Source organism: Oceanobacter mangrovi (genome assembly GCF_019740315.1).
Taxonomy (GTDB): domain Bacteria; phylum Pseudomonadota; class Gammaproteobacteria; order Pseudomonadales; family Oceanobacteraceae; genus Oceanobacter; species Oceanobacter mangrovi.
This window is the reverse complement of sequence record NZ_JAHXZR010000006.1, coordinates 80,769-105,417: the sequence shown is the minus strand read 5'-3', so window position 1 is coordinate 105,417 and position 24,649 is coordinate 80,769. Positions and strand designations below refer to the sequence as shown.

Below are 24,649 nucleotides of genomic sequence, written 5' to 3'. Positions count from 1 at the left end.
CTTCGGGCACACTTGCGCAGCCCGTCTGGCAGGACCGCCAGCGAGGTTTGAATCCGCGTTCGTAATCGGGAGCAGTACGACACATGAGTTTGTCAGCAGGCAGTTTGCCGCTCGGTATCGGTTTGCGATATCTGGCCGCCAAGCGCCGCAATCACTTTATTTCCTTTATTTCCGCCTCGTCGATGGTGGGCATGACCCTTGGTGTGGCGGTGCTGATTCTGGTGCTGTCAGTGATGAACGGCTTCGACCGCGAACTGCGTCAACGTATTTTGGGCATGGTACCGCACGGCGTGGTTTACAAGGCCGGTGGAATTCAGGACTGGCAGGCGCTGGCGCAGGAAATCAAGGAGTTTCCCGGAGTGGCCGGAGTGGCACCACTGACCCGTTTGCAAGGCATGATGGCGGTTAACGGGCGGGTGAAAGGCGTGCTGGTGACCGGCGTCGACCCGGCTGCCGAACCCGATGTGTCGATCTTGCCTGAACATATCAAAACCGGCTCGCTGGCTGATTTGACGCCCGGTAGTTACAACGTGTTGCTGGGTGAGTTATTGGCTCGTAATCTGGGCGTTGTCGAAGGTGACAAGCTCACATTTATGTTGCCGGAAGCAACGCTGAGTCCGGCCGGGGTGATTCCAAGGGTCCGTCGACTGACGGTTGCCGGGGTGTTTTCAGTCGGCGCTGAACTGGATGCCAACCTGGCGGTTATCAACCTGCAGGACGCGGGCAAACTGGGTCGTATCAATGGCGAGGCCGAATCGGTGCGAGTCAAGTTTGATGATCTGTTCCAGGCGCCAAAGCTGATCTGGAAGCTGATTAATAACCTTGACGGCTTTTATTCCGGCAGTGACTGGACTCGCACCCACGGCAACCTGTTTGCGGCCATTCATATGGAAAAAACCATGATCGGGCTGCTGTTGCTGATGATTGTTGCCGTGGCTGCCTTCAATATTATTTCGACCCTGGTGATGGTGGTCACAGACAAGCAGGCGGACATTGCCATTCTGCGCACCATGGGTGCGAAACCCTCGACCATTATGGCGATATTTATGGTGCAGGGATTGTCGATTGGTCTGGTTGGTGTGGTGTTGGGGACGACGCTGGGCGTATTGGGGGCCTGGTCTATCTCTGACATCGTAGCCTGGGCTGAAAGCGTTTTTGGTTTCCATATCCTTAACCCGGACGTCTATTTTATTTCCTATCTGCCATCGCAATTGCTGTGGAGTGATGTGGCCATGATTACCGGCTCATCGCTGGTGCTGAGTTTCCTGGCAACCCTGTATCCATCTTACCGGGCTTCCCGGGTGCAGCCAGCGGAGGCCCTGCGTTATGAATAATCAACCGGTTCTGGTGGCAGAAGGGCTGCGTAAAACCTACACCAGTGGGCCGCAGTCGGTGACGGTCTGGAAAGATGTGTCGGTTACCCTGCATGCTGGCGAAACCCTGGCAATTGTTGGGAGCTCGGGTTCTGGTAAAACCACCTTGCTGAACGTGTTGGGTGGCCTCGACAAAGTTGATGAAGGCTCTGTGTTATTGGGTGGTGAAAATATTCATCAGCTGTCAGAAGCCGCGCGGACCCGACTGCGGAACCAGAGTCTTGGCTTTGTTTACCAGTTTCATCACCTGTTGCCAGAATTCACCGCACTGGAAAACGTCATGATGCCCTTGCTGCTGGGTGGCAAGCCAACGGCGGAAGCCAGTGAGCGGGCGATGCAGTGTCTCAGTCGGCTGGGAATGGCAGAACGTGCCAGCCACAAGCCAGCGGAGTTATCTGGTGGTGAGCGTCAGCGTACTGCGATTGCGCGAGCATTGGTGAATCAGCCGAAAGTGGTTCTGATGGATGAACCAACCGGCAACCTGGACCAGCAAACGGCCGCTCAGGTAGAAGAGTTGATGCTGGAGTTGATTCGTTCGGTCGATACCGCGTTTGTGCTGGTGACTCACGATGAATCGCTGGCGCGACGAATGGATAGGTGTTTGCGCCTGAAAAATCAGCTGTTGGTCGAAGATCAGGTTGACTGACGGCTGGATTATTCGCAGCGCAAAAAAAAAGCAGCTAACCATAGCTGCTTTTTTATTGGCCGCATTTGGCGTGGCTAACGGATTAACGGATACAGACTTGCTCTCGCCAGCTGTTTTTGAGGTCAGCTGTTTTTCGGCGGAGTGGTCCTGCGACGGTTTTTCCAGCTCTGCCAGACATGGTGTCGCCAGAACCAGTCAACGCCGAAATAACCGATGATACCGAGGACAATACCAACGGTCAGCGATCCGACCAGCAATGGTTCCCAAACCAGCTCCAACTCATTCAGCACCCAGTCTACGGACAGCTGGATATGAAAATCCCGCGTCGGCGTCTGCAGCATCCAGGTACCAAACAGATAGGTGCCGTAAAACAGTGGTGGAATCGTCAGCGGATTGCTGACCCACACCAGACCAACGGAAATCGGCACATTGGCGTTGGCCCAGAAGGCAAACAGGGCGGCAATCGCCATCTGAAAAGGCATTGGCAAAAATGCCACGAACAAACCAACAAAAAATGCTTTGGAAACCGCTCGTCTGTTGAGATGCCACAAGTTCGGGTTGGCGAACAGTGGTGCCAGGAAACGTAGGGATTTGTTAGCCTGAATTTCTTCCGGGGACGGGAAGATGCGTTTGAATAACTTTTTGGGCATGGGAACCGCCGTGATGACACTGCGCGGCGATTATGCCGACTAAGCCATGGAGTGGCAATGCAATACATCCTGATCGTCTGCAGTGGCGGCCTGATTGTCGGCACGCTGTTGTTGTCTCATCAATTTTACTACCTGATGGCCTTCCTTTTTTCAGCAGGTTTGGCTCTGACTCTGTTGTATCGGCGAGGTTCCAAGATCACCGGTTCGCGCCAGTTACTGCTGGGCATCGGGCTGTTTATGCTGGCGCTTTGCTGGGGGCAGGGATGGCTTTTATGGCAATTGCAGCATCGTTTACCAGCCAGTCTCGATCGTATTTCCTGTGTGCTGCAACTGCAGGTTGAGGAAGTTGAAGCACAGCAGGAACGCTATCAGCGCATCCGGGCGAAAGTGCTGGAAACCCGTGCCTGCGACACCTCGTCACTGCGCTATTTGAGCCTGGGGTTCTATCAGTCAGAACCCCGCTTGCAGGTGGCTGACCAGCTTGAGGTTCAGGCGTTATTGCGAGCTGGGGTGGGATTTGCCAACGGATTGACGTTTGATTACGAAGCCTGGCAGCTTCGTCAGCAGCTGGATGGCCGCGGCTATATCAAAAAACTGGTGAGTTATCAGCCTGCCGCAACAGAACCGGGCTTGCGTGACGCTCTGCGGCAAAGCGTCTTGTCTCACTTGTCTGCTACCAGTCGCGGCTGGGTTGATGGACTGGTATTTGGTGAGCAGGGAGCCTTTGGCGAAGAGCAGTGGCAGCTGGCCAGACAGACTGGAACTGTGCACCTGCTGGTCGTCAGTGGATTGCACCTGGGCATGATTATCGCTCTGGTGTTGCTGTTGTTCGGTGGCTTGCGCCGGTTGCTGGTGTCTGATGAGCGATCGGCTCGTTTTGATCTGGCCATTCAGGCGTCGGCCAGTGCGCTGGTCACGCTGGGGTTTGTCTGGTTGGCAGGCGCAGGTATCGCGTTGCAGCGCTCTTGGGTCATGGCCATGCTGGCGGTTATCGTGGCGGTGTTCTGGAATCGACCCAATTACTGGCTGGTGTTGTGGCTGGCATTGCTTGTGGTGCTGCTGATTAATCCGCTGATCTATACCAGTGCCGGGTTCTGCTATTCGTTTGCGGCGGTGGCTGCCTTGCTGGCGTTTCTGCAGGGGCGTCGACTGGTTTGGTGGCAGGCGCTCATCTTGCCGCAGTTGGTGGTGTTTGCCGCCATGGTGTTGGTCGGCTCGGTTTGGCAGCAGCCGCTGCCGGTGATTTCTTTGCTGGCCAATTTGCTGGCGATTCCCTTGATGACGTTGGTGTTGCTGCCGCTGGTGTTGCTATTGGCCTTGAGCGGTTTGGGTTGGCTGGACAGACTGTTACAACAGCTGGATCACATCTGGTGGTGGCTGTTGAATTGGCTGGCGGGATGGACGGATGCCAGTTTGCTGTTACCGCCAGCAGCCCAGTTGTTAATGCTGGCGGCATTGGTGCTGCTCTGGCTGGGGCTGAATAGTCGGCTGCGCCTGCTAACACTGGCGGCACTGCTGGTTTTGTTGGCGACCAATCTTGTCAGGGATGATGGCCGGTTTCGATCGGTTGCGCCTGGTTTGATCATGGCCGATGTCGGGCAGGGGCTGTCGTTGTTGGTCGCGGCAGAAAACCAGCAACTGGTGTACGACCTGGGGGCAGGGTCGGCAGACGGCTTTAATCTGGCTGATCGGGTGGTGATTCCCTTGTTGTTACAGCAGGGTTGGAGTTCGCCACAAACCCTGATTGTCAGTCATGCCGACAGTGATCATGCCGGTGGTCTGAATGCATGGTTGAAGCAGTTTGATGGTGAGGTTGCGACTGGCCAGCAAACTGTTTATCTGGGACAACCTGCTGATGCCTATCGGGCGTTATTGGATGTTGAGAATCGGGGTTTGTTGGCGCGAAAGCATCATAGCTGTCACGACTCGGATGCCTGGCAACCAAATGAGCCTGCGAAGCTGCGGTTTCGATTGTTGTCTGTAGCTAATCGCATCGAAGCAGCGAGCCTGTCTGATAACGAAGCATCCTGCGTGTTAATGCTCGACTGGTATGGTCAGCGGCTACTGATACCCGGTGATATTCCCAGCTCGGTAGAGCGGCAGTTTATTGCCAGGTACGGCTCGCAATTGCAGGCCGATATTCTGATTGCAGCCCATCATGGCAGTGCCAGCAGCAGTTCAGCGGAATTTCTGCAAACGGTTCGGCCTCGCGAAGTCTGGATTTCCAGCGGTTTTAACAACCGCTATGGCCACCCAGCCGATGGCTTGATCAAACGGCTGAAAGAACGGCGAATCACCGTGCGCAATACTGCCGATCTGGGGGCGATTCATATGGAGATAAATGGCGCAGTGTGGCAGCAGCTGGAGCGCTTGCAGCCACCCTGGCGACAGCGCAGATCAGGCATGGTTGATTGAAGCCCGGTTGTGGTAGTGATTTTCGACCATTTGCGCCAGTAGTGAAAAGACCAGGTCGGCATGAGACAGGCTGAGTGTCTGACCAGCTTCCGGAATTTCCAGTAACTGGATCTGGTCGTTCAGATCAAGCAACGAACGTACGAAGTCTGGTGGCGTAGTGGCGTTCTGGCTGCCCATAATTCCGAGAAAGGGAAGCCGTACCGTACTCACCAGGCGATCCCACGCCGTGGTGGTTTGTTGCACATCAAGCTCCAGTCCGGCGCCGTTCTGGCTGTAGTTGTAATGATAGGTCCCCAGTTTTCCCTGCCGCATTGAGTCTTCATTGAGCACTTTCAGATCCAGTGGCGAGTCAGCAAAAATGGCTTCCACCCAGCGTTCAGGGCCCAGCTGACGTACCTGCACCATGCCCAGACGAATCATCATGCGCAGCATCCAGTGGGCATGTCGAGCTGCCCATAGCAGCATACGTTGCTGGCGCGGTATGGCTTCGAGGTTGACGTTGGGTTTGAAATGGCCAGATGGAGAAACCGCCAGCAAGCCGTGAAATCGTTGCGGTGCTCGTTCGGCCAGTGCCAAAGCGGGAATCAGGCCAGATTCATGACTGAGCAGAAAAGCCTGTTCAATGTTTTCGCGCTGCATCAGTTCCAGGCAGTCTTGCAGCTGGTTTTCGAGTGGATCAATGTCGCGACCGGCTGGCTGGGTGCGACCATAGCCGGGACGTTCCGGAATCCAGACGCAAAAATTGTGTTGATGCGCCAACTCGCGGTCATGCTCAAAATCTCCGGCGCCAAAAAATGGCCCATGTAACAAAAGCACCGGGATTCCACTGCGAGGTCCGTAACGACGCCAGCCCACCAGCCGGTTATCCCTTACAAATTCTCCCAGTTGCAGTGGGCGGGAAGAAATCTGCCCTGGCTGGCTGTGGCTCAATGTATTGCCCTGGGTTCGATTGGCAATAGCGGCAGCCAGTGACACCGCCTGATTCTGACGATGGGTGCCAAGCTTGTTCATCAGGGTTTTGATTTGCTGGCGCACGGTTCCCAATGCCCGCACGCGCTGCTCGCTGATTTGTTCGGCGGTCATGCCCTGTGCCAGGCAAGCCAGAATGTCGCGCTCGCTGGCCGTCAGGTCGAACAGCTCCTGTAACGCATGATCAATGGATTCCGGCCAGCGGCATTCGAGCGATTGCAGCACAAAAACATGGTGTGGCTCGTAGTAGGAGGCCGTCATGATCAAGGGCATCTGTTGGCGGGATTCCGGCCAGGTTTGCAGCAAGGTTGGGCCGCGATGCGTGAAGATACGTTGCTGAAAGCTGGCAAATTCACTGCTACTGATACCAAGGCGGGAATGGTTTTCGCCGTCGGTTGTGTGGAACAGGGTAGCGGCGGCGCGATTCTGCGCGAGGATGACTCCGGCCTCAGTTAATACCAGCGTTGGTGAGCTTTCGTCCTTGACCAGATTGTAAAGCTGGTCGTTCAGTGCCGCCTGCTGTTCGACATCGCTGAGTAGCAGGGCCAGCTCCATCACGGTGTCGCTGCTGAGTGGGCCGCCAGCTCGGGTGACAGGCTCCATATATTGCAGGATGGCACTGTAATCCTGCTGGCTACGAATCACAGACAACACCATGTTGCGAATCTGCTGTGGCTCGATCTGTTCGCCGGCCAGCAGGCCTGGTTGACAATTAATACTCATTTATTCCCTTCCAGAACACCTTTCCTGACGTTTTATACCACTTGGTAGATGCCGCTGGAATTGCCATTTAACAAAATCCGGCCGTTCGAACCTTGCAGTTTTTTTGGTCATCCGTACGAATTGATAGCGGTAATAAAAGCGCCTTGAGTGTCGTCAATATAGAGTTGTTGAAGCACCGGTTGAGGGTTTGCAGCAGGCAGGGATGTTGCTGTGGGCAGGCGCTGCTTATGGTTATTGGCGTGGCGGGGCGTTACCGACAGGGCTGTGAGGTTCGAGTTCTAATTCTCGGACATAAAGGACTGATTCATGGCTTCAGGGTTACCCAAACAACTCGCCGCCGCCTTGCTGGCAACCACACTTGCCGCTTGTGGCGCGGGCGGATCGTCAGATGGCACACAACAAACTGACACGCCGAACGGCAATAACAATCAAACCACGATAGATACCACCGCACCGGTGATTACCTTGCTGGGAGCATCAACCGTCCAGCTGCCTTTTGGCGCTAAGTATGTTGAGGCAGGTGCGACAGCAGCTGATGACATCGATGGTGATATCAGTGCCAATGTCGTCATCGGTGGCGACGCTATCAATAGCAAACACGCTGGAACCTATCGGATCACCTATGACGTTGCGGATGCCGCTGGAAATACAGCAGTCCAGGTGGTTCGAACGGTCGTTGTAGCAGAAGCTCCGGTAATCGTTGATACCACGGCTCCGGTGATTTCGCTGATTGGCGCCCAGTCCGTGTCGCTGGCCTATGGCGACAGTTATTATGACGCCGGTGCGACAGCCTATGATGATGTCGATGGTGATATTTCCGCCAGCATCGTGGTTAACAATCCGGTTAATCCATTGGTACCTGGCAGTTATACCGTTTCCTACGATGTGACCGACAGTGCCGGTAATGTCGCCGCAACCATGGTTCGCTTGGTTATTGTGGCAGAACAGGATGTCGTTGTAGCAGATACCACCGCACCTGTGTTGACCCTGCTTGGTGCTGAGCGGATTCAGTTGACGGTTGGTGACAGCTACGTCGATGCGGGTGCAACCGCTCATGACAATGTTGACGGTGATATATCCGGTCAAATTGTGGTGGGTAACGGCGTTGATACATCCGTGGCGGGTTCCTATCAGGTGACCTACAGCGTCAGTGATGCAGCAGGCAACCAGGCATCAGCTTATCGCACGGTGGTAGTGGCTCGTCCAGCTGATACGGTGGCGCCAGTCATTACCCTGCTGGGTGATGCCAGCATTACTCTGGCGGTGGGCGATAGCTACACCGATGCGGGAGCGACAGCACTGGATGACCAGGATGGCGACTTGACTGCAAGCATTACGGTTTCCAATTCCGTTGATACCAGCACCGAAGGTACTTATACCGTGACTTACAGTGTGCAGGATGCTGCTGGTAATACGGCGGTGACTGTCAGTCGTACCGTGATTGTGGAGGCAGTCGCTGACACGGTTGCGCCAGTCATTACCCTGGTAGGTGATGAGTACATCACGGTGACTGTTGGGGAAACCTATGCCGACGCTGGTGCAACGGCAATAGACGATATCGATGGTGATCTCTCTGCCAGCATACAGGTTAGTGGCTCGGTCGATACCTCGGTGGCTGGTGAATATACGCTGGTTTATAGCGTGGTTGATGCGGCGGGTAACCAGGCGGTAGCAATTGAACGTACAGTGGTTGTTGCTGATGCGGCGCTGGAGCCGGTCACGGCAACGATTGCGGGTAACGGTGAACGCGCCTTGACCATCAGCTGGAACGATGTTGCCGCTGCTACTTATTATCAGTTGTATGAAAACAAGGACGGTGCGTCAGGTTATGTCGCTGTTGGTGATCCTGTGGCCGCAGGCGTTGAAAGCATCAGTATCAACGTCTCCTTGTATGATCGTGTTGATGCCAGCTATGTGGTCAGCAGCTGTAATGTGAATGGTTGTGTGGATTCCGCCGCTGTTTCGCCAGCGCTGGCGGATCTTAATGACGGCATCCTGCGTCTTGATCGTGTGGCATTGGGCGAAAGCATCAAACTGGATTCCGGACTGGGCTTTAACGGCACTCTCAGTGCTGACGGTACGACGCTGGTATTCGCCGATTCCAATTCCAATGCTAACTACGGCGGGATTGGCAAAATTTACGTGTTAAAGCGGGCAGGTGCCGAATGGCAGCTGGTCTGGAGTCAGGAGTTACTGAATCCGGTCAGCTTCTCCAGACCGGCAGTGAATGCTGATGGCTCTGCTTTTGTGATTGGTGATGCTGGCTATTATGGTGACAGAGGATCATCCCAGCCAACCGGCCAGGTGTTCCTGTATTACCAGAACGGTGAAAACAGCTGGACTGAACTCTATCTCTCGGAACTGAATAGCACCGTTGTTATTGGCGCCAGCTCGCGCTACGGCGCCAATGTTGCGCTGAGCGGGCAAATGAAGAACGTCGGTGACACATTGCGACTGGCGGTCAGTGCGCCAGACAAGCAGGCTTCTATTTCAACGGGTGGGTTGACCAATGCCGGACGGGTTTATCTGTACGACATTACGGCAACTACAACAGGTTTCACTGTTGGCTCTCAGTATTTTGGTTGCCCGAATGAGGACTGTTACACCTCGTATATTGAAAATGCGACCTGGAATATCAATCCGAACTTCGGCAATGGTCTGGCGCTGAGTGCAGACGGTTTGACGCTGGCGGTGGGTTACCAGTCAAGTGAAGCGGAAAACGTTAATATTTTCCGGCTTGATGCGGATGATATTACTGAAACGCCAGTGCTGTTGGCACATGATCCGGTGACGCCGCCGATCGGTGCGCGTTTCGCCGAAACCCTGTCGCTCAGTGAAGATGGTTCGGTACTGGCGATTGGAGCCCCTGGTAGTGTGAGTATGTACGTTATGCGTTGGACTGCCGGTGGCTATGAGCTGGACAGCAGCACCGCGCTGGCCGCAGCAACGACCATGTGGTATCAGGAATTCGGCAAAAATCTCGAAATCAGCCGGGATGGCCGAACCATCGCAATTGGTGCTCCGGGTGATCGCAGTGATGGCTATGGCATTAATGCGGACCCAAGTAATCTGGATACTGAAATGATCAACTCAGGTGCTGTGTATGTACTGAAAGATCCGGATGGTACTGGTGATTGGGTGCGCAGTAATTTCATTCGTTCGGTGAAAAAGGCGCCAACGGATAACATCTACTGTGATTATTTTGGCATCAGTGTGTCACTGGCTGACGATGGCACACTGGCGATCGGCGCCAACAACCTCGGCTGTTCAGTGCAAGACCGGAATCCGGCGTTATACCTCTACTAAGGCGGATAGATATCTGACGTGAGTGGCTAACACTCGTTCTGGCCCGATAGCAGTACGCTGTTATCGGGCTTTTATTTTGCGTTCGGAGTGAAACCGTTCTGATAGCGATTGTCAAAAACGGCCGATCGCCTGATGGTTATGATGCATATCTGCCGCTTTTGGGGTGTTCAGATGATGGATTTGTACAAACCATAATCAGTTTCGGGCGAATACTGATCAGCTTTGAGACTGCACCAGCAGTTATCTCAAGGTAGCTTGTGACGTGTCTTACCTGTTACTTCTGGCTTGTGCTAGAGTAGCGCGCAAATTTGGTTTAGGGAGATGTTTTCCATGTTCGAGATCATCCAGAGTGGTGGTTGGATGATGGTACCGATCATTCTTTGTTCGGTGCTCGCCCTGGGTATCAGCGTAGAGCGTTTCTGGACGCTGCGTACCTCGCAAATAGTACCGCCGGACTTGCTGGCCCGTGTCTGGGGCTGGATGAAAGGAAAACAGCTCAACGCAGACAAAATCCGTGAGTTACAACAGTCCAGTCCGTTGGGTCGGGTGTTGGCTGCTGGCCTGGTGAACTCCCGTCATGGTCGTCAGATCATGAAGGAAAGCATCGAAGAAGTGGCCGCTCAGGAAATTCATGCAATGGAGCGTTATCTCAATGCTCTGGGTACAATCGCCTCGATTGCGCCACTGCTGGGTTTGTTGGGTACCGTAATCGGTATGATCAAGGTGTTCTCCGAGATCATGATTCAGGGCACAGGTCAGGCGGGTGTGCTGGCAGGTGGTATTTCTGAAGCCCTGATTACCACTGCGGCGGGTTTGATTATCGCGATTCCGGCGATGGTGTGTCACCGTACCCTGCAGCGCCGGGTTGATGACATGGTGATCTACATGGAGCAGGAAGCCCTGAAACTGGTTGACGTGCTGCATGGGGATCGCGAGGTTGTCGATAATTCCCAAGAGGCTGACAAGAAGTGAATTTCAAGCGTCAGAACCGTGAAGAGGTGTCAGTTAACCTGACGCCTCTGATTGATATCGTTTTTCTGTTGCTGATCTTCTTTATGGTGTCGACGACCTTTACCCAGGAAAGCCACCTGAGCATTGATTTGCCAGAAGCATCGGCAGAGCCATCCCAGGCACCGTCGAAAGCAATCGAAATTGTTATTTCATCGGCTGGTGAATACCAGGTTGATGGTCAGGCCTTGCTGAATCAGCAGGTCGACACTCTCAAACGTGCACTGCTCAAAATTCTGGACGGGCGTGAGACGGCACCGGTTGTGATTACAGCCGATACCAACACCCCCCATGGCGCGGTCGTCAAAGCCATGGACGCAGCAGGGCAGCTGGGTTTGATCAATCTGAGTATTACGACGCGCCAAACCGACAATGCCAACTAAATCTGCTGTTCCCGATCAGGACGGTGACAAGGTCAGTACCTCTGTCTTGTATCGCCGCCTGTTGAAATATGTATGGCCACACAAATGGGCTTTTGCCTTCAGTGTGGCCGGTCTTGCCCTGTTTGCTTCCGCCCAGCCCGCGCTGGCTCATCTGATGGGTACGGTTGAGAAAACGCTCACAGAACCCAGCCAGGAAAAAATCCTGACCTTGATCGCGCTGCTGATGGGAACCTTCTTCTATCGTGGTGTAGGCACCTTTCTGGGTAAATATTTTATTGCTGTGGTTGGCCGTAACGTGGTGCATTCGCTGCGGGTCGACCTGTTCAATAAAATGAGCCGCTTGCCTAGCGAATATTACGACAACGAATCCAGTGGTCGGTTGATTTCCCGGGTCACCTTCGATGTTGATCAGGTCACTGGCGCTTCTACCCGTGCCTTGACGACCGTAGTGCAGGAAGGTCTGACGGTGATTTTCCTGATGTGCTACCTGATCTGGCTGGATGCTACCCTGACGCTGGTGTTCCTGGTGTTGGTGCCTTTTATTGTTGCCGTGGTGGCGTTGGCCAGTCGTTTCTTCCGGCGCTACAGCCGGCGAGTACAGAAATCAGTGGGTGACGTAACCCAGGTAACCAATGATTCGATCAAGGGCTATCGCGATGTGCGTGCCTATGGTGCGATTGATTATGAGCAGGGCCGCTTTCAGAAAGCCAGTGAGTACAATCGCAAACAGGCGCTGAAGTTCGATCTGACCAGTGCTATCAGTGTGCCACTGACCCAGCAAATCGTCTCGATTGGTCTGGGCGTGATGGTTTACATCATGTTCCAGCGCGTCTCGGCAGGTTCAATGTCCAGCGCGGATTTCTTCCAGTTCATTACTGCCGCATCCCTGATTGCCAAGCCCTTACGTTCGTTGAGCGATATTAACTCGGTGATTCAGCGTGGCATGGCGGCGGCAGAATCTATTTTTCTGGTGCTGGATTCGGAAGAGGAATCCGATACTGGCACCCGGGTGCTGGAGTCTTGTCAGGGCCGGGTCGAGTTCGATCAGGTTTCGCTGGTCTATCGAGGTGCAGACAAGCCGTCCGTGAAGCAGTTGTCGGTGACGATTGAAGCGGGCACCTCGGTTGCCATCGTTGGTAAATCCGGCAGTGGTAAAACCAGTCTGGTGGGCCTGTTGCCGCGCTTCTATGAGGTGACATCTGGCCAGCTGCGCATCGATGGTGTTGATACCCGTGAATACAGCCTTGCGAGTCTGCGTAGCCAGATTGCACTGGTGAGCCAACAGATCACCTTGTTTGATGGCACGGTCAAGGAAAACATTGCCTACGGCTCACTGCGTCACTGCAGTGATGAGGAAATCCTGGCTGCGGCGGTGGCGGCTCACGCTGACGAGTTTATCTCCCAGCTGACGGACGGATATAACACCCGTTTGGGTGACAATGGTGTGCTTTTGTCGGGTGGCCAGCGTCAGCGCATTGCGATTGCCCGGGCGATCCTGAAAAACGCACCAATCCTGATTCTGGACGAAGCCACTTCGGCGCTGGATACCGGTTCTGAACGGCATATTCAGGCGGCCATGGAAGAAGTGATGAAAGGTCGCACGACCTTTGTAATTGCTCACCGCCTCAGCACCATTGAAAGCGTTGATCGCATTCTGGTGATGGATGAGGGGCAGCTGGTCGAAGATGGCAGTCACCAGCAATTGCTGCAACAGCAGGGCATCTATTATCAGCTCAGTCAGATGCAGTTCGGTGCAGATGAACAGGTTGGTGAATGAGTTCTGAATCCCGCCGCGGCCTTGCTGCGCTGATTGAGCGCAACTGGTATCGCCCTGCGCTGTACAACCTCTGGTTGCTGCCGCTGAACTGGTTGTTTGTGGTGGTTGCAGTGCTGCGGCGTATTTATTACGCCGTGTTCCCTCCAAAAGCTGTGTCTGTGCCGGTTGTGGTGGTTGGTAATATCAATGTTGGCGGTACCGGGAAAACCCCGCTGATCACCTGGCTGGTTGAGCGTGCGATGCAGCTCAATATGCGGGTTGGTGTGGTCAGTCGTGGTTATGGCGGCAAGTCTGAACAGTATCCACTGGAAGTGACAGCTGATACCGATGTGTCGCTGTGTGGTGATGAGCCGCGCTTGCTGGCCAATCGCACCGGCTGCACCGTGGTGGTAGACCCGCAACGTCGTCGAGCGGTTGAATATCTGCAAGGCAAGGTTGATATTATTTTCAGCGACGACGGGTTGCAGCACTATGCCATGCCGCGTGTTGCTGAACTGGTTGTGGTCGATGGCGAACGGCGTTTTGGTAACGGCTGGACGTTACCGGTTGGACCATTGCGTGAGCCCAGGGCCCGCCTGCAGACGGTGGACGCGGTATTGGTAAATGGCGAAGACTTTGTACTGGAACCGTTGAGCCTGCGTCGTGGTGATACCAATGAGCAGGCAGACTTGTTGGCGCTGGAAGGCAAGAAGGTACATGCAGTGGCAGGTATTGGCCACCCGGCACGCTTTTTTACGACCTTGCGGCAGCTGGGGATGGAATTGATCGAGCACCCGTTCAATGACCATCATGAATTCAAACCGGAAGACCTCGATTTTGGTGATGGTCTGCCGGTGGTTATGACAGAAAAAGACTGGGTGAAATGTCGTGCCTTTGCCGCTGCCAACAGCTGGTATTTACCGGTTGGGGCGGTATTGACCAAATCGGCGCGTCACACTCTGGATAAATTGTTGCTCACCTGGGGGGAGAAAAGAAATGGATAAGCAATTGCTGGCGATGTTGGTGTGCCCAGTCTGCAAGGGCAAACTCAAATATGATGCCCAGGCTGCTGAGCTGCTGTGTACGTTTGACGGTCTGGCGTTTCCGGTTCGTGATGGCGTACCTGTGATGCTGGAAAATGAAGCCCGCAAGATGTCGGCAGAAGAAAAGCTGGATCTGGCGGATTCATCAACCGCAGGTTCGGATTCCTGAGCGTGGCGGATGTGAGTGTGCTGTTTGTGTGTCTGGGCAATATTTGCCGTTCACCAACAGCGCATGGTGTATTTCAGCAGATGATTGACGATGCCGGCCTGGCCGATCGGGTGCGGGTTGATTCCTGTGGGACCGGTGGCTGGCATGTTGGTGAGGCACCGGATCGCCGTTCAACGGCGGAAGCGGCCAGGCGCGGCTACCAGTTAGCTCATTTGCGGGCTCGTCAGCTGGTTTCAGAAGATCTGGCTGAATTTGATTACGTATTGGCTATGGATGGTAATAATCTTTCTGAAATCAAAAAGTTACAGAAGAAATCGAAAGTAGATTCGGCATCTATCCAGTTGTTTCTTGAATACGCCAGCCAACAGCCTGTGCGCGAAGTTCCGGACCCCTATTATGGTGGTGCGGATGGCTTTGCCGAAGTGCTGGATCTGGTCGAAGCGGCCTCTCGTGGCTTGCTGGCAGATGTTCGCCAGCGTCTGGAGTCGCCGTGCTGATTGAATCCAATGCCGACCTGTCGCGGCTCAATACCTTTTGTCTGCAGTGTACTGCCAGTCAGTTTGGGCGTTTCAGCAGCGTCGCCGAGCTATTGGAACTTTGGCGTGCTTCCGAGGCTTCGAACTTGCCAATGCTGCCGCTGGGCAGGGGCAGTAATGTACTGTGTCCAGAGCATGTTGAGGCGCTGATTGTGCAATCAGCCATGACCAATGTGCGGCTGCAGCGTTCTACTGAACAGCATGCGTATGTTGCAGTAGATGCGGGTGTTTGTTGGCATGACTGGGTTGTTGCCAGTCGGGAATATGGATTTGGGCTGGAAAACCTGGCGCTGATCCCGGGCACGGTTGGCGCTGCGCCGGTGCAGAATATTGGCGCTTACGGTGTTGAAGTCGGTGAGCTGATTGAGTCGGTGGAATTTTTCCAGCCCTCAACCGGACAGTTGCGGCGACTGAATGCCAGCGAATGCCGCTTTGGTTACCGGGATTCAATCTTCAAGCGTGAGCTGGCCGGTGATGCCATTATCTACCGGGTGGTGTTTCGGCTGGAGCGTCAATTTGCCCCCGAGCTGTCCTATGGGCCATTAAAAGAACTGGAAGACGGTCTGCGCAGCGGTCAACTGACACCAGCGGCGTTGGTCGAGCGGGTCGTAGAAATTCGCGCCAGCAAATTACCCGATCCCGATAAAACGCCAAACGTTGGGTCATTTTTCAAGAACCCGGTCGTGCCTGCTGCGCTGGCCAACCAGCTGCAACAGCAATATCCCACCATGCCGGTTTATCCATTGGCAGATCCAGAACACTGCAAGCTGGCAGCGGGCTGGTTGATTGATCAGGCAGGCTGGAAAGGTAAATGGCTGGGGCCGGTGGCGATGCATTGCCAGCAGGCGCTGGTGATGGTTTCTGATGGTTCTGCCAGTTTGGCGGATGTCTGGAAGCTGGCGGCGGCGGTGCAGGATTCGGTAAGGCAGCAATTTGCTGTGATGCTGGAGCCGGAGCCCCAGCTGTTTGGAAGTTACTCCCGCAGCTAACGGGTTAGCTCAAGGAAAACTCCCGCAATTCAAGTCCATTTGCTGCTGTCCAGCGAATATCCCAGCCTTTGGTTTCAGACCAGTCGCCCAGCACCCAGCGTTGGCGGGATTGCTGGTCGGCTTGCCATTGATGGCAGGCCGGGCGGTGGGTATGGCCGTGAATCATCAGCTCAACACCGGCGCTGTCGAGCGCCTGGTTTACGGCATCCGGATTCACGTCCATGATTTCGTCGCTGGTCATTTGACCGTGTTGCTGGCTTTGCTGGCGGGCCTGGCGGGCAAATTCGATGCGTTCGGCAATGGTTTTGGCAAGGAATTGCTGTTGCCAGGCCGGGTTGCGCAGCATCTGCCGCACTTGTTGATAGGCGGTGTCGTCGGTGCAGAGGCTGTCGCCATGCAACAGGACGACGGCCTGATCACCCAGTTCAATCACGCTTCCTTCGTTTATCAACTGGCAGCCAGCCCGCTGGCAGAAGTCACTCCCGATCAGAAAATCACGATTGCCGTGCATCAGGTAAATGCTGCACTGGCGCTCCGAGAGGCGCTTTAACGCCTGTTCGACTTCGCTGCTGAGGGGAGTGACGGCATCATCTCCAATCCAGGCTTCAAAAAAATCGCCCAGAATGTACAGGCTGTCGGCGTCTTCGAGGCTATCCAGATAGCGCACAAAACCAGCCGTCAGGCTGCTGAGCTCCGGTGACAGATGGAGGTCAGAGATGAAATAAACAGCCATGATCAGATGATTTCCGCTTTCTCGATGATGACGTCTTCGGCAGGAACGTCCTGGTGGCCCATCTTGCTGGTTGTTTTAACGGCTTTGATGCGGTTTACCACGTCCATGCCTTCAACAACTTCGCCGAATACGCAGTAACCCCAGCCTTGCATGTTCTTGGCGGTGTGGTTGAGGAAGCTGTTGTCAGATACGTTAATGAAGAACTGGGAGCTGGCTGAGTGCGGGTCCATGGTGCGAGCCATGGCGATGGTGCCGGTGTTGTTGGCCAGACCGTTGTCTGCTTCGTTGTCGATTGGTGCCTTGCCTTCCGGCTTTTCACCCATGTCTGGTGTAAAACCACCACCCTGGATCATGAAACCGTCGATGACGCGGTGGAAGATCAGGCCATCATAAAAACCATCTTTAACGTAGCTTTCGAAGTTGGCTGCGGTTTTTGGCGCTTTTTCGTGGTTCAGTTCGATCTTGATGTCGCCGAAGTTGGTTTTTAACAGAATCATATTGATATCGTCCGTAGCTGTGCCAGCCAAACAAGTGCTGGCGGGTTATGGAATTCAGGTAACACTGGAACCCGAGGGCGGTTATAATACCGGCTTTTTTACGGGCTTACAGTGTTGGCGGTGGTTATCTGCCAGCCGGTCAGATGATCGTAGCTTATTAATCAGTCGATCCAGCAATTCGTTGTCAGGGTGTTTATGTCAGACGTACCAGCGCGCGGTAATAATTTCGTTGCCAAAATTATTGAAGAAGACCTGTCCAATGGTAAGGTCGAGCGGGTTATTACCCGTTTCCCACCAGAGCCAAACGGCTATCTGCATGTTGGTCATGCAAAGTCTATTTGTCTGAACTTTGGTGTGGCCCAGCAATTTGGTGGCGGTTGTAACCTGCGTTTTGACGACACCAACCCAGAAAAGGAAAACCAGGAATTTATCGACGCCATCAAGGATGACGTGCAATGGCTGGGCTTTAACTGGGAAGGCGAGGTGCATTACGCCTCTGATTATTTCGACCAGCTGTTCCAGTGGGCGGTGCATTTGATTGAGCAGGGCAATGCCTATGTCTGTGATCTGAGCCCGGAGCAGGCGCGTCAGTATCGCGGCACCCTGACCGAAGCCGGTCAGAACAGCCCGTACCGTGACCGCTCGGTAGAAGAAAACCTGGAGCTGTTCGAAAAAATGCGTGCTGGCGAGTTCGACGAAGGTGCCTGCGTGTTGCGCGCCAAAATCGACATGGCTTCCAGCAACATGAACCTGCGCGACCCGATTATCTATCGTATCCGCAAGGCCCATCACCACCAGACCGGTGACAAGTGGTGCATCTACCCGACCTATGACTTTACTCATGGTCAATCAGATGCCATCGAAGGCGTAACCCATTCCATCTGTACGCTGGAATTTGAAGATCACCGTCCGCTGTACGAATGGTTTATCGCCAATCTGCCTGTGCCGTGTGAGCCAAAGCAGTACGAATTCGGCCGCCTGAACATGGATTACACCGTGACCTCCAAGCGCAAGCTGAAAGGCCTGGTGGATAACGCCGTGGTGACTGGCTGGAGTGATCCGCGCATGCCAACCATTTCCGGTATGCGTCGTCGTGGTTTTACCCCGAGCTCGATCCGCAACTTCTGCGAAATGATTGGTGTGACCCGCAGTGATGGCCTGGTAGACATTGCCATGCTGGAGCACGCGGTTCGTGATGACCTGAACAAAAACGCACCGCGTGCCATGTGTGTGATCAATCCGGTCAAAGTGGTGATTGAAAACCTGCCGCAAGATCATCTGGAGCAGCTGGCTGCGCCTTACCATCATGAGCTGGAGTTGGGCTCTCGCGAGATGCCATTTACCCGCGAACTCTACATTGATCGTGAAGATTTCAAGGAAGAGTACAGCAAGAAGTTCAAGAAGAAGTTCACGCCAGGTAATCGTATTCGTCTGCGTCACAGTTATGTGCTGGAAGCAACCGGCTTTGACAAGAACGAGCAGGGCGACGTCACCGAGATTCGTGCTGTGCTGATTGAAAATACCCTGGGCGTGGATCCGGAAGATGGCATCAAGCCAAAAGGCGTGGTGCACTGGGTGTCTGCGACCCATTCTGTGGAGGCGGAACTGCGCTTGTATCAGCGTCTGTTCAATCATCCAACACCAGACAAGAGCGAAGACGACTATCTGGTGCATGTGAATCCGGATTCTCTGGTGGTTGCAAAAGGCTGGGTTGAGCCAGCGCTGGCCCAGGTTACTCCGGAAAGCAGCTTCCAGTTTGAGCGTGAAGGCTATTACGTGGCAGATCGCTACGACCACACTGCAGACGCACCTGTGTTCAATCTGACCATAGGATTGCGTGAAGACAAGGAATTGGCGAAAGGCTGACAGACAGATGGCATTACAGATTTTTAATACGCTGACGCGTCAGAAAGAAGAATTCAAACCCCTGGTTGCTGGCAAGGTTGGCATGTACGTTTGTGGTATGACTGTGTATGACTTCTGTCACCTGGGTCACGCCCGGGTGATGGTGGCGTTTGACGTGATCGCACGTTACCTGCGTCACAGCGGTTATGACGTCAATTACATCCGCAATATCACCGACATCGATGACAAGATCATCAAGCGTGCCAATGAAAACGGTGAGGCATTTAATGTCCTGACCGAGCGTTTTATCGCCGAGATGCACAAGGACTCCGAACTGCTGGGTATTGAAGCGCCGGATTCCGAACCGAAAGCCACTGCGCATATCGGCGACATTATTGCTCTGGTTGAAACCCTGATCGAAAAGGGTTTCGCCTACGCTGCTGATAATGGCGATGTGTATTATTCCGTTCGCAAATTTGAAGGCTACGGCCAGCTGTCCGGCAAGGTGCTGGATGAGCTGGAAGCCGGTGCCCGTGTCGATGTTGAAGTCCACAAGCAGGATCCGCTGGATTTTGTGCTGTGGAAGGCCGCCAAGCCGGAAGAGCCGCATTGGGAATCACCCTGGGGTATCGGTCGTCCTGGCTGGCACATTGAATGTTCCGCCATGTCGAAGTGCTGCCTGGGCGATACCTTCGATATTCATGGCGGCGGCCCGGACCTGAAATTCCCGCACCATGAGAATGAGATTGCCCAGTCCGAAGCGGCCAATGGCAAAAAGTTCGTGAACACCTGGATGCATGCTGGGGCAGTTCGTGTTGATGGCGAAAAAATGTCCAAGTCACTGGGCAATTTCTTCACCATTCGTGAAATTCTCGACAAGTATCCGGCTGAAGTGGTGCGCTTCCTGTTGCTGTCGTCCCAGTATCGCAGTGCGATCAACTACAGCGAAGACAGTCTCAAGGAGGCGCAGGTTCGGCTGGAGCGTTTCTATAACGCGCTCGATGGCGTGGTGGTTGGTGAGGTTGCGGATCTGGATAACGAGTTTTCGAAGAAATTCCATGACGCCATGGACGATGACTTTAATACTCCGGAAGCGATTGCAGCACTGTTCGAGCTGGCGCGTGAGCTCAACAAGGCCAGTGGTGACGAGCAGGCCGCGCTGGCGGGTCAGTTGCGTTATCTGGGTGGTGTGTTGGGTTGTTTGCAGTCTGATCCAAAAGCTTTCTTCCAGGCGGGTGCCGGTGACGAGGCTGACTGGATTGAAGAAATGATCCAGAAACGTGCTGATGCCAAAAAGGCCAAAGACTTCGCAACCGCGGATGCTGTGCGTGATGAGCTGGCGGCCAAAGGTATTACTCTGAAAGACGGCCCGGAAGGAACGACCTGGATCAAGCAATAATTGCCTGACTCCTGAAAACAAAAAGCCGGTCAATTTGACCGGCTTTTTTATGCCTGAAAGCTACGGGTTTGGCTTAGCCGTGCAGCTCTTCGCAGGCAAACAGGGTGTTTTCCAGCAGTTTGGCGCGGGTCATTGGGCCAACACCACCGGGGACTGGTGTGATGTGAGAGGCCTTGGCAGCAGCTGTGGTGAAGTCAATATCACCTACCAGTTTGCCATCGGCGGTACGGTTGATGCCTACGTCGATAACAACGGCACCTTCTTTTACCCATTCGCTATTGACGATGCCCGGTTTGCCGACGGCAACAACCAGTAGCTCGGCCTGGCGTACATGATGTTCCAGATCGGCAGTGAAGCGGTGGCAGGTTGTTACCGTGGCGCCACGCAGCAACAGCTCCAGACTCATTGGGCGGCCGACAATGTTGGATGCGCCAACCACTACTGCGTGCATGCCTTTGGGTTCAATACCGGCGTTTTCGAGCAGATCAATGACACCATATGGTGTGCAGGGGCGCAGCAGCGGAATGCGTTGAGCCAGGCGACCCATGTTGAATGGGTGGAAGCCATCAACATCCTTGTCTGGAGCGATGCGTTCGAGGATCTCGTCAGCTCGCAGACCGGCAGGCAGTGGCAGCTGTACCAGGATGCCATCAACTGCGTCATCTTTGTTCAGGGTGTCGATCAGGTCCAGCAACTCTTGCTGGCTGGTAGTGGCGGGCAGGTCGTAAGCCTTGCTGATAATGCCAACCTGCTCGCAGTCGCGGCGCTTGTGTGAAACGTAAACCTGGGATGCAGCATCTTCCCCAACCAGGATAACGGCCAGGCCCGGTGCGCGCAGTCCTTGCTCCAGACGCTCGGATACACGAGCTTTAATAGAAGAGCGAATTGCCTCGGCACGAGCCTTGCCGTCAATCAGTTGTGCAGTCATTTATCTGGGAGCCTGTAGCTTGGAAATATGAAGAGGCTGGATTTTCTCACGTCGATAAAGGAAAACAAAGCCGCATGCTGGTCAGGAGGCTTATTTCGGCGAGGGCGGTTTCCTTATATATAGAAAGAGGCTTCGGATTTTTTACAGGGCGTCAGTTTTTCAGCCGGGATTGGCGGATTCTGATTTTATTGGGGTTGGTTTTATCGCTCGGCAGTGTTGCTCGGCGGTGTCGTTCGGGATTGCTGCTGGTTATAAAAAGATCATATTGGGCGAGTATTGATTGTCTTTTAAACAGAGTTGATTAATAGCTGATCTAATATCGGGTAAAATCACCAAAGTTATTGTTTTTTTAAAGTTTTTTTAAAATTGGTGTTGACGGGCAGGGGAGCTCTCTATAATATGCGCGGCACTTGAGGGGAGGCAGTCAAGCCCGTCCAAAAGTACTCGGGGTATAGCGCAGTCTGGTAGCGCGCCTGGTTTGGGACCAGGATGTCGGGAGTTCGAATCTCTCTACCCCGACCACTTAATCGCTAAGGTTTTGTGGCCTATGCGCCCGTAGCTCAACAGGATAGAGCATCGGCCTTCTAAGCCGAGGGTTGCAGGTTCAAGCCCTGCCGGGTGCGCCATTAGGTGCAGTCCGAAAGTGATTATCTTTGTGGTGGCCGTAGCTCAGTTGGTAGAGTCCAGGATTGTGATTCCTGTTGTCGCGGGTTCGATCCCCGTCGGCCACCCCACTTCTTCTTACTTCTTGCAGTTTTTGATGCAGGAAGGGCCGGAAACGAGATTTCTGGCAATTTCCAATGAAACCTGGTGCTGCCTTGTCAGTGCTTCCCTGTAGGGCAGGTTACTTAGCTCCCTGTTGTTTGCTTTGTCCTTGTGACGGCTCATTCGGCGAATCTCAATCCCGCTGCAAGCCTATGTTTTGACATCTGTCTTTCTTGTCTGTCATTCCTATCGGACTGGTTGATGTGCTGCTGTCGAGCGGTGGCTGCAGATTGTTTCAAATCCGTGTTCTGGTTGTTTAGTGGTCGATTCAGCGTAAATCCGTCTTGTTTGGCGGGGTTTCTTCCGTTTATTCGTTTGTTTTCATGCGCTATACTCCGCCGCTTTGTTATTTCATGGCGGCAAATCGCCTGATTGTTCCAACAAGTTATCTGAGAGGCATCTATGCAAGTGTCCATTGAGACAACCAGTGGTCTGCAGCGTTGTATGACGATTGGCGTTCCGGCAGCGGAAGTAGAAGAAAAAGTAAGTGCCGAGCTGAAAAAGCTGGCTAAAGGCCGTCGTATCGATGGTTTCCGTCCGGGCAAGGTTCCTCCAGCTGTGATCAAGCGTATGTTTGGCAAGCAGGCTCGTTACGAAGCCCTGTACCAGCAAATGCAACAGTCTTTCTTCCGTGCGGTTCAGGACCAGGAAGTCAAACTGGCTGGCATGCCAAGCTTCGAGCCAACCATCGATGAAGATGGTAAGGATTTCGAATTCAAGGCTACTTTTGAAGTGTATCCAGAAGTTGCCCTGAAAGATTTCGCTGAGCTGTCTGTAGAGCAGCAAACTGCTTCTGTGTCTGATGCTGATGTTGCCAAGATGGTTGACACTCTGCGTCAGCAAAACACCAAGTGGGAAGAAGTTGATGCAGCTGCCGAAAGCGGCGACCGCGTTGTTATCGATTTCGAAGGCTTTATTGATGGTGTTGCTTTCGAAGGTGGTAAGGCTACTGGTCATACCCTGCAGCTGGGTTCCGGTTCCATGATTCCAGGCTTTGAAGATGCCATCGTTGGCTTCTCCAAGGGCGACGAAAAGTCTATCCAGGTAACCTTCCCTGAGGATTACCACAAGGAAGACCTGAAAGGTAAGGCAGCTGAATTCAAGATCGCTGTGCACAAGGTCGAAAAAGGTCAGCAGCCAGAGCTGAACGAAGAGTTCTTCCAGACTTTCGGTGTTGAATCCAAAACTGAAGAAGAGTTTGTTGCTGAAATTCGCACCAACATGGATCGCGAACTGAAGCGTGCCCTGCGCACCCTGACCAAGAACTCTGTGATTGCCAAGCTGGTTGAAGCCAACGAGCTGGACATTCCTGCAGCTCTGGTTGATCAGGAAATCGATCGTCTGCGTCAGCAGGCAGTACAGCAGTTCGGCGGTCAGATGGACCCATCCCAGCTGCCAGCGGAAATCTTCAAGGGCCAGGCTGAGCAGCGCGTACGCGTTGGTCTGCTGATGAATGCAGCTATTGAATCTGCTGACATGACTGCTTCAGAAGAAAAAGTTGCCGAGTTGATCGAAGAAATTGCTCAGACCTATCAGGATCCTGAGCAAGTTCGTGAATACTATGCCAACAATGCTCAGCAAAAATCACAAATCGAAGCACTGGCTCTGGAAGAGCAGTTGATCGAGAAAATTCTGGCTGCTGCCAGCGTTGAAGTGGTTGAAGCCTCTTACGAAGATGTCATTCGCGCTGCGAATTCCAATCAGATGTAACAAGTTTTGTAACAAAGATTGGATTTTGGGGACTGACATCTGGTCCTTCAATGACTAAACTCGAAAACAGCCGCCCATGAAGCGGCTGTTTTTTGTTGAGCGTTGCGTATCAGATACGGGAGTGAATTTATATGAAAGGGATCTATGATCAGGGCTTGAGTGATATTCAGAGTGCTCTGGTCCCAATGGTGGTCGAACAATCGGCGCGCGGTGAGCGTTCATACGACATTTACTCCCGTTTGCTGAAAGAGCGGGTAATTTTTCTTGTCGGTCCGGTTGAAGATCACATGGCCAACCTGGTGGTTGCCCAGCTGCTGTTCCTCGAATCTGAAAATCCTGACAAGGATATTCACCTGTACATCAATTCACCTGGCGGTTCAGTAACTGCCGGTATGTCTATCTATGACACCATGCAGTTCATCAAGCCTGACGTCAGTACCATGGTTATTGGTCAAGCTTGCAGCATGGGTGCCTTCCTGTTGGCCGCTGGTGCAGCAGGCAAACGTTACAGCGTGCCTAACTCCCGTGTGATGATTCACCAGCCAAGCGGTGGCGCGCAGGGTCAGGCGACCGATATCCAGATCCACGCCAAAAATATCCAGCATACCAAGGAGCGCCTGAATGCCATTCTGGCGCACCACACTGGCAAGGATATTGAGACTGTGACTGCCGATACCGAGCGTGATAACTTTATGACAGCGCAGCAGGCGCTGGAGTACGGCCTGGTGGACAAGGTTCTGACCCGTCGCGGTGAGTAAATTTGTCCCCGGTGAGGCGGGCAGGGCTTGAATAGCCCGCCTGCAGCA

The 24,649-nt window shown here is 53.7% G+C and carries 20 protein-coding genes and 3 tRNA genes; 18 read left to right on the top strand and 5 right to left on the bottom strand.

Features of this window, described 5'->3' with window-relative positions:
* Positions 1–83: 83 nt before the first annotated feature.
* Entirely contained in the window at positions 84–1,334 is a 1,251-nt protein-coding gene (locus K6123_RS13755; protein WP_221798692.1) for a lipoprotein-releasing ABC transporter permease subunit, read from the top strand.
* Positions 1,327–2,019, top strand: coding sequence for an ABC transporter ATP-binding protein (locus K6123_RS13750; protein ID WP_221798690.1), 693 nt, complete (start codon positions 1,327–1,329; stop codon positions 2,017–2,019). The genes K6123_RS13755 and K6123_RS13750 overlap by 8 nt, the downstream gene beginning before the upstream one ends.
* A gap of 122 nt (positions 2,020–2,141) precedes the next feature.
* Here K6123_RS13750 and K6123_RS13745 read toward each other — a convergent pair whose 3' ends face one another.
* The gene (locus K6123_RS13745) at positions 2,142–2,669 is read right to left on the bottom strand and encodes a DUF2062 domain-containing protein (protein WP_221798688.1); all 528 of its coding nucleotides are present in this window, start codon (positions 2,667–2,669) and stop codon (positions 2,142–2,144) included.
* A 57-nt stretch (positions 2,670–2,726) separates the two neighbouring features.
* On the opposite strand from K6123_RS13745, the gene K6123_RS13740 reads away from it, so the two are divergent.
* Positions 2,727–5,084, top strand: coding sequence for a DNA internalization-related competence protein ComEC/Rec2 (locus K6123_RS13740; RefSeq protein ID WP_221798686.1), 2,358 nt, complete (start codon positions 2,727–2,729; stop codon positions 5,082–5,084).
* Here K6123_RS13740 and K6123_RS13735 read toward each other — a convergent pair.
* Positions 5,067–6,776, bottom strand: a complete 1,710-nt coding sequence (locus K6123_RS13735) for an alpha/beta fold hydrolase (RefSeq protein ID WP_221798684.1) — start codon at positions 6,774–6,776, stop codon at positions 5,067–5,069. The genes K6123_RS13740 and K6123_RS13735 overlap by 18 nt on opposite strands.
* 306 nt (positions 6,777–7,082) lie before the next feature.
* On the opposite strand from K6123_RS13735, the gene K6123_RS13730 reads away from it, so the two are divergent.
* The 8 genes from K6123_RS13730 (at position 7,083) to murB (ending at position 15,966) form a co-directional block, all read left to right on the top strand.
* Positions 7,083–10,082 carry a DUF5011 domain-containing protein gene (locus tag K6123_RS13730; protein WP_221798682.1) on the top strand — a complete coding sequence of 1,000 codons (3,000 nt, stop codon included), beginning with the start codon at positions 7,083–7,085 and terminating at the stop codon, positions 10,080–10,082.
* 330 nt (positions 10,083–10,412) lie between these two features.
* Positions 10,413–11,054: a MotA/TolQ/ExbB proton channel family protein gene (locus K6123_RS13725; RefSeq protein WP_221798681.1), complete on the top strand. Its 642-nt coding sequence runs from the start codon at positions 10,413–10,415 to the stop codon at positions 11,052–11,054.
* Positions 11,051–11,473, top strand: a complete 423-nt coding sequence (locus tag K6123_RS13720) for an ExbD/TolR family protein (RefSeq protein ID WP_221798679.1) — start codon at positions 11,051–11,053, stop codon at positions 11,471–11,473. The genes K6123_RS13725 and K6123_RS13720 overlap by 4 nt, the downstream gene beginning before the upstream one ends.
* Positions 11,463–13,250 (top strand): lipid A export permease/ATP-binding protein MsbA, encoded by a 1,788-nt coding sequence (gene msbA, locus K6123_RS13715; RefSeq protein ID WP_221798677.1) that lies wholly within the window; start codon positions 11,463–11,465, stop codon positions 13,248–13,250. The genes K6123_RS13720 and msbA overlap by 11 nt, the downstream gene beginning before the upstream one ends.
* Positions 13,247–14,233 (top strand): tetraacyldisaccharide 4'-kinase, encoded by a 987-nt coding sequence (gene lpxK, locus K6123_RS13710; protein WP_221798675.1) that lies wholly within the window; start codon positions 13,247–13,249, stop codon positions 14,231–14,233. The genes msbA and lpxK overlap by 4 nt, the downstream gene beginning before the upstream one ends.
* A complete protein-coding gene (locus K6123_RS13705; protein ID WP_221798673.1) occupies positions 14,226–14,441 on the top strand; it encodes a Trm112 family protein in 216 nt (71 codons plus the stop codon). The genes lpxK and K6123_RS13705 overlap by 8 nt, the downstream gene beginning before the upstream one ends.
* 11 nt (positions 14,442–14,452) lie before the next feature.
* The gene (locus K6123_RS13700) at positions 14,453–14,938 is read left to right on the top strand and encodes a low molecular weight protein-tyrosine-phosphatase (protein WP_221798671.1); all 486 of its coding nucleotides are present in this window, start codon (positions 14,453–14,455) and stop codon (positions 14,936–14,938) included.
* Entirely contained in the window at positions 14,932–15,966 is a 1,035-nt protein-coding gene (murB, locus tag K6123_RS13695; protein ID WP_221798669.1) for a UDP-N-acetylmuramate dehydrogenase, read from the top strand. The genes K6123_RS13700 and murB overlap by 7 nt, the downstream gene beginning before the upstream one ends.
* A 4-nt stretch (positions 15,967–15,970) precedes the next feature.
* Here murB and K6123_RS13690 read toward each other — a convergent pair whose 3' ends face one another.
* Positions 15,971–16,699 (bottom strand): UDP-2,3-diacylglucosamine diphosphatase, encoded by a 729-nt coding sequence (locus K6123_RS13690; protein ID WP_221798667.1) that lies wholly within the window; start codon positions 16,697–16,699, stop codon positions 15,971–15,973.
* Positions 16,700–16,701: 2 nt separating this feature from the next.
* Complete coding sequence (locus K6123_RS13685; RefSeq protein ID WP_221798665.1) at positions 16,702–17,196, bottom strand: peptidylprolyl isomerase; 495 nt, start codon at positions 17,194–17,196, stop codon at positions 16,702–16,704.
* Positions 17,197–17,391: 195 nt separating this feature from the next.
* Here K6123_RS13685 and K6123_RS13680 point away from each other — a divergent pair, with 195 nt between their 5' ends.
* A complete protein-coding gene (locus K6123_RS13680; protein WP_221798663.1) occupies positions 17,392–19,062 on the top strand; it encodes a glutamine--tRNA ligase/YqeY domain fusion protein in 1,671 nt (556 codons plus the stop codon).
* 7 nt (positions 19,063–19,069) lie between these two features.
* The gene (cysS, locus tag K6123_RS13675) at positions 19,070–20,440 is read left to right on the top strand and encodes a cysteine--tRNA ligase (RefSeq protein WP_221798661.1); all 1,371 of its coding nucleotides are present in this window, start codon (positions 19,070–19,072) and stop codon (positions 20,438–20,440) included.
* A 73-nt stretch (positions 20,441–20,513) separates the two neighbouring features.
* Here the strand turns inward: cysS and folD are convergent, their stop codons facing one another.
* Positions 20,514–21,368, bottom strand: coding sequence for a bifunctional methylenetetrahydrofolate dehydrogenase/methenyltetrahydrofolate cyclohydrolase FolD (gene folD, locus K6123_RS13670; RefSeq protein WP_221798659.1), 855 nt, complete (start codon positions 21,366–21,368; stop codon positions 20,514–20,516).
* Positions 21,369–21,813: 445 nt separating this feature from the next.
* Between folD and K6123_RS13665 the strand changes: the two genes are divergently transcribed.
* The 5 genes from K6123_RS13665 to clpP all read left to right on the top strand — a co-directional run bounded on the left by K6123_RS13665 (position 21,814) and on the right by clpP (position 24,601).
* A tRNA-Pro gene (locus K6123_RS13665) sits at positions 21,814–21,890 on the top strand.
* A 27-nt stretch (positions 21,891–21,917) separates the two neighbouring features.
* Positions 21,918–21,994: transfer RNA gene (locus K6123_RS13660), tRNA-Arg, on the top strand.
* A 32-nt stretch (positions 21,995–22,026) separates the two neighbouring features.
* A tRNA-His gene (locus K6123_RS13655) sits at positions 22,027–22,102 on the top strand.
* 433 nt (positions 22,103–22,535) lie between these two features.
* On the top strand, positions 22,536–23,843 hold the full coding sequence (gene tig, locus K6123_RS13650) for a trigger factor (protein ID WP_221798657.1): 1,308 nt from the start codon (positions 22,536–22,538) through the stop codon (positions 23,841–23,843).
* A gap of 131 nt (positions 23,844–23,974) precedes the next feature.
* Positions 23,975–24,601: an ATP-dependent Clp endopeptidase proteolytic subunit ClpP gene (clpP, locus tag K6123_RS13645; protein ID WP_221798655.1), complete on the top strand. Its 627-nt coding sequence runs from the start codon at positions 23,975–23,977 to the stop codon at positions 24,599–24,601.
* Positions 24,602–24,649: the final 48 nt, after the last annotated feature.

Bases quoted from the DNA above. Each gene is read 5' to 3' on its own strand.
- K6123_RS13755 (WP_221798692.1), top strand. From the start codon at position 84: ATGAGTTTGTCAGCAGGCAGTTTGCCGCTCGGTATCGGTTTGCGATAT.
- K6123_RS13750 (WP_221798690.1), top strand. From the start codon at position 1,327: ATGAATAATCAACCGGTTCTGGTGGCAGAAGGGCTGCGTAAAACCTAC.
- K6123_RS13745 (WP_221798688.1), bottom strand. From the start codon at position 2,669: ATGCCCAAAAAGTTATTCAAACGCATCTTCCCGTCCCCGGAAGAAATT.
- K6123_RS13740 (WP_221798686.1), top strand. From the start codon at position 2,727: ATGCAATACATCCTGATCGTCTGCAGTGGCGGCCTGATTGTCGGCACG.
- K6123_RS13735 (WP_221798684.1), bottom strand. From the start codon at position 6,776: ATGAGTATTAATTGTCAACCAGGCCTGCTGGCCGGCGAACAGATCGAG.
- K6123_RS13730 (WP_221798682.1), top strand. From the start codon at position 7,083: ATGGCTTCAGGGTTACCCAAACAACTCGCCGCCGCCTTGCTGGCAACC.
- K6123_RS13725 (WP_221798681.1), top strand. From the start codon at position 10,413: ATGTTCGAGATCATCCAGAGTGGTGGTTGGATGATGGTACCGATCATT.
- msbA (WP_221798677.1), top strand. From the start codon at position 11,463: ATGCCAACTAAATCTGCTGTTCCCGATCAGGACGGTGACAAGGTCAGT.
- lpxK (WP_221798675.1), top strand. From the start codon at position 13,247: ATGAGTTCTGAATCCCGCCGCGGCCTTGCTGCGCTGATTGAGCGCAAC.
- K6123_RS13705 (WP_221798673.1), top strand. From the start codon at position 14,226: ATGGATAAGCAATTGCTGGCGATGTTGGTGTGCCCAGTCTGCAAGGGC.
- K6123_RS13690 (WP_221798667.1), bottom strand. From the start codon at position 16,699: ATGGCTGTTTATTTCATCTCTGACCTCCATCTGTCACCGGAGCTCAGC.
- K6123_RS13685 (WP_221798665.1), bottom strand. From the start codon at position 17,196: ATGATTCTGTTAAAAACCAACTTCGGCGACATCAAGATCGAACTGAAC.
- K6123_RS13680 (WP_221798663.1), top strand. From the start codon at position 17,392: ATGTCAGACGTACCAGCGCGCGGTAATAATTTCGTTGCCAAAATTATT.
- cysS (WP_221798661.1), top strand. From the start codon at position 19,070: ATGGCATTACAGATTTTTAATACGCTGACGCGTCAGAAAGAAGAATTC.
- folD (WP_221798659.1), bottom strand. From the start codon at position 21,368: ATGACTGCACAACTGATTGACGGCAAGGCTCGTGCCGAGGCAATTCGC.
- tig (WP_221798657.1), top strand. From the start codon at position 22,536: ATGCAAGTGTCCATTGAGACAACCAGTGGTCTGCAGCGTTGTATGACG.
- clpP (WP_221798655.1), top strand. From the start codon at position 23,975: ATGAAAGGGATCTATGATCAGGGCTTGAGTGATATTCAGAGTGCTCTG.